This window comes from Moorena sp. SIO4A5 (assembly GCF_010672005.1).
Classification (GTDB): domain Bacteria; phylum Cyanobacteriota; class Cyanobacteriia; order Cyanobacteriales; family Coleofasciculaceae; genus Moorena.
This window is the reverse complement of record NZ_JAAHHZ010000510.1, coordinates 1-3,469: the sequence shown is the minus strand read 5'-3', so window position 1 is coordinate 3,469 and position 3,469 is coordinate 1. Positions and strand designations below refer to the sequence as shown.

Here is a 3,469-nt window from a genome sequence, read left to right as displayed (position 1 = left end):
TTGCTTAGTGATCAACCAAGCGATCGCTACCAATCCGCTAGGGAAGTCTTGTATGCCTTTCAAGCTTCTGGGTTAACTCCGCAACTGCCAAAGCCCAAGCATTTACGAGGCACAACGGTGGCATCGGCTCAAGCTAGAACACCCAGGGGTGCTAGAGGTGGAGAACCGAGTGAACCGGTAATGTCTCAAGCCAGGGGTAACTCTATTTGGAATAGTCCTTGGCCGCTGCTTGGGATAGCTACAGGACTAGCAGTGCTGGCAGGGATAGGCTCTTGGGTCTGGGTGGGCAATGTTAATCAGCAGGACACTGCGAAATCCCCAAGTCCTAAAGTGTCTGTAAGTCCTAGTCCTAGTCCTAGTCCTAGTCCTAGCCCTAGTGCTAGTCCAACTCCGAGTAAGCCTCAAATCTACAGTCAGCGTCTAGGGCTTTCTGCTGGTAAAACCCTTTCTAAATCCAGCAATTTAAAGGCTAATCACACGATTAACTACATTATCCAGGGTAAACAAGACCAAACCCTCAAGGCATATCTCAGTGATGAAGGGGTTTTGATGACTGTGCTTGGCCCGGACGGAAAACCAGTGGACAATCGAGCTCAGCGGGTGCGACAATGGGAAGGGAAATTTCTTTTCACTGGCAACTACACGATTCAACTAAGTCCAGTTAAGGGTCTGTCGGATAGCGATTATCAGCTAGGATTAAGGTTAACAGAAGCACCGAAGCCGAAACCATTACCTAAACCAACTGCTGAGTATGAGATAAAACGGGTCAATTTGTTGCAGGGAACTAAGGGTTTGCGGCTGTTCGGTCGGACTAGCCCCCAGAAGATTCAGCGCTACTTGGTGAAGGCTAAACAGGGTCAGCAATTGAAGCTAGAGGTGATTGAAAGTGATGTGGCTTTAACTATCCGCTATCCCAATGGGAAGTTAGTGGAAAAGGCTTCAGGGGTGCAACGGTGGCAAGGTAAGCTGCCTATTGCTGGTGAGTATATAGTAGATGTAATTGCTAAACAGGAAAGAAACTTTGCTGTAGATATTAGCCTTACTGACTGAGAGTGACTCAATCTTGAACGTATTACTAATTACTGGTACCAATACAGAGATCGGAAAAACGGTTTTGACTTCTGTGATCGCTGCTTATTGGCAGACTTACCGTCCTCAAGAGAGTCTGGGGATATTCAAGCCGATTCAAACCGGAATTGGCGATCGCGAAATTTACCACCAACTATTTGACTTGGGTCAAACCCTGGAGGAGATCACACCCGTGGAGTTTAAAACCCCTGCAGCACCACCAGTTGCTGCAGATCTAGAAGGACGAGAGGTTGACCTCGAAAAGGTCTGGCAAGGCTTCAATACTCTGCGCAGTCAGCGGGATGTGGTATTGGTGGAAGCTTTGGGAGGACTAGGTTCACCGGTGACTCATGAACTGATTGTGGCAGATTTGGCAAGGGATTGGCGCTTGCCAACGGTATTGGTTGCGCCGGTAGAATTAGGAGCGATCGCACAAGTGGTTGCTAATGTTGCTCTGGCACGCTCATCACGAGTTGACCTCAAAGGCATTGTCCTCAATTGCGTCCAATCTCGTACCTCCGAAGAAATTAATCAGTTGGCTCCGATTAGCTTAATCGAGAGTCTAACCAATGTTAAGGTTTTGGGGATTTTACCTCATCTATCTGACCCAATGGACTACTCGAAACTAGCTCAAGTGGGTTCAAATTTGGATGTCAGTGGTTGGTGAAGCATCATAGTAAATGTGAGGGGAAACGGTAAAAAAGGTTAAACTATGCGATCGCGGACGATTCGAGAAGGCTCCGTTGGCTTATTGATAGTAGCAGGACTTGCTGTTTTCGGTGGACTTGTTGTATGGATTAGTGGGATTAGCTTCGGTCGAAAGAGCTATAAATTTATTGTCAATTTTGGCAACGCTGCTGGGATGCAAGTGGGGGCATCAGTTAGCTATCGCGGTGTCCAAGTTGGGAGAATCACTAACATTGAACCCGGTACTAATGGGGTCAATGTCACCGTTGAAATTGATGACCCTGGATTGTTAATCCCCCGCAAAGTCCAGGTTGAAGCTAATCAATCGGGTTTAATTGGTGCTACCAATGTGGATATCATGCCTATAGGACAATTACCTGCCACTGCTCAAAGTCTTACACCCTTCGGAGCACAATGTAATTCTTCCCTAGTTATTTGTGAAGAAGATCAGATTAATGGTGATGTGGGTTCCACCTTTGCTGACCTCCTACGGAACGGAAATCGCATTGCTGAACTCTTCGGTGATCCAGCCTTTTTTGACAAAATCAATAGTCTTGCGGAAAATGCCTCCAATGCCGCCAGAGACGTGTCAGAACTTAGCAAAGAGATGACCCAGTTGTCCCGGATAGTGCGGCAAGAGGTAGCAGGCTTGTCCAACGCAACGAATGCTGTGACCAGTGCTGCCAATCAAACATCTAGTCTAATTGGGTTGGCAACCAGTAGCATTTCTAGTACGTCTGAGCAATACAGCCAAACGGCAAGGGAACTAAATCAGTTGATTACCTCTGCCAATCAACTATTGGTCAGCAATCGGGGAAATTTGGTGACCACCTTGGATAGCATCTCTCAGGCCAGTCAAGATCTGCGTGTATTGACCAGCAACTTAACTATTACCGCGAATCAGGTTAACTCAGCGGTTTATCAAACGGATGTATCACAGATGCTGCGGAACTTAGAAAACCTATCGGCTAATGCTGCCCAAGCATCTGCTAACTTACGTAATGTTTCCAATACTCTCAACAGTCCTACTAATTTACTGGTATTACAACAAACCCTAGACTCAGCACGAGTTACCTTTGAAAATGCCCAAAAGATTACCGCTGACCTAGATGATCTGACTGGGGATCCAGCTTTTCGCCGCAATGTCAAGGATTTAGTTAATGGACTCAGCGGCTTAGTGTCTTCTACCGAGCAGCTGCAACAGCAGGCTTTGATATCTCAACAACTGGAAGCTCTCAATACTGCTATAGACACCGCCTCGTCTAATGATCCTGCTAAAACCGTTTCCATCCCTAAGTCCCCCCCTAAGATCGATCCACCTCAGATCGATCCAATAGCTCCAGCTGATCAGAAGCTTCAACCGAATCAAGAAAAACAGATGTTTAAGCTTTTACCCCCAGCCCCTAGGAAATCGGTTAAATGAAATGAATTTAGTAAAGGGAAAAGGGAACAGCGGATCTCGGAACAGTGGATCTCGGAACAGGGAAAAAATCCTGTTCACCTCATAGCCATGAAAAACTCTATAAAGAACTAAAGACCCTCTTGCAAAAGAAGCTTTTTGATACTGCTACTCCCTACTCCCTACTCCCTACTCCCTACTCCCTACTCCCTACTCCCTATTCGCGACTTCAGCAAAGAAGTCTTAAGTCCAGTCATCTTGGTTGCCAGAACTGTTGTCTCGTCTATACGCAAGACCGGCTTGATGAATCTGAAG

The 3,469-nt window shown here is 46.6% G+C and carries 2 protein-coding genes and 2 pseudogenes; all 4 read left to right on the top strand.

Annotation, left to right across the window (positions count from 1 at the left end; all coding sequences use genetic code 11):
- Positions 1-1,050: pseudogene (locus F6K57_RS40120) on the top strand (serine/threonine protein kinase); the annotation flags it as partial.
- A 13-nt stretch (positions 1,051-1,063) separates the two neighbouring features.
- Positions 1,064-1,735, top strand: a complete 672-nt coding sequence (gene bioD / locus F6K57_RS40115; RefSeq protein ID WP_293074445.1) for a dethiobiotin synthase — start codon at positions 1,064-1,066, stop codon at positions 1,733-1,735.
- A 45-nt stretch (positions 1,736-1,780) separates the two neighbouring features.
- The gene (locus tag F6K57_RS40110; protein WP_293074442.1) at positions 1,781-3,178 is read left to right on the top strand and encodes an MlaD family protein; all 1,398 of its coding nucleotides are present in this window, start codon (positions 1,781-1,783) and stop codon (positions 3,176-3,178) included.
- 44 nt (positions 3,179-3,222) lie between these two features.
- Positions 3,223-3,469, top strand: a pseudogene (locus tag F6K57_RS40105) (hypothetical protein); the annotation flags it as partial.

Bases quoted from the DNA above. Each gene is read 5' to 3' on its own strand.
- F6K57_RS40110 (WP_293074442.1), top strand. From the start codon at position 1,781: ATGCGATCGCGGACGATTCGAGAAGGCTCCGTTGGCTTATTGATAGTA.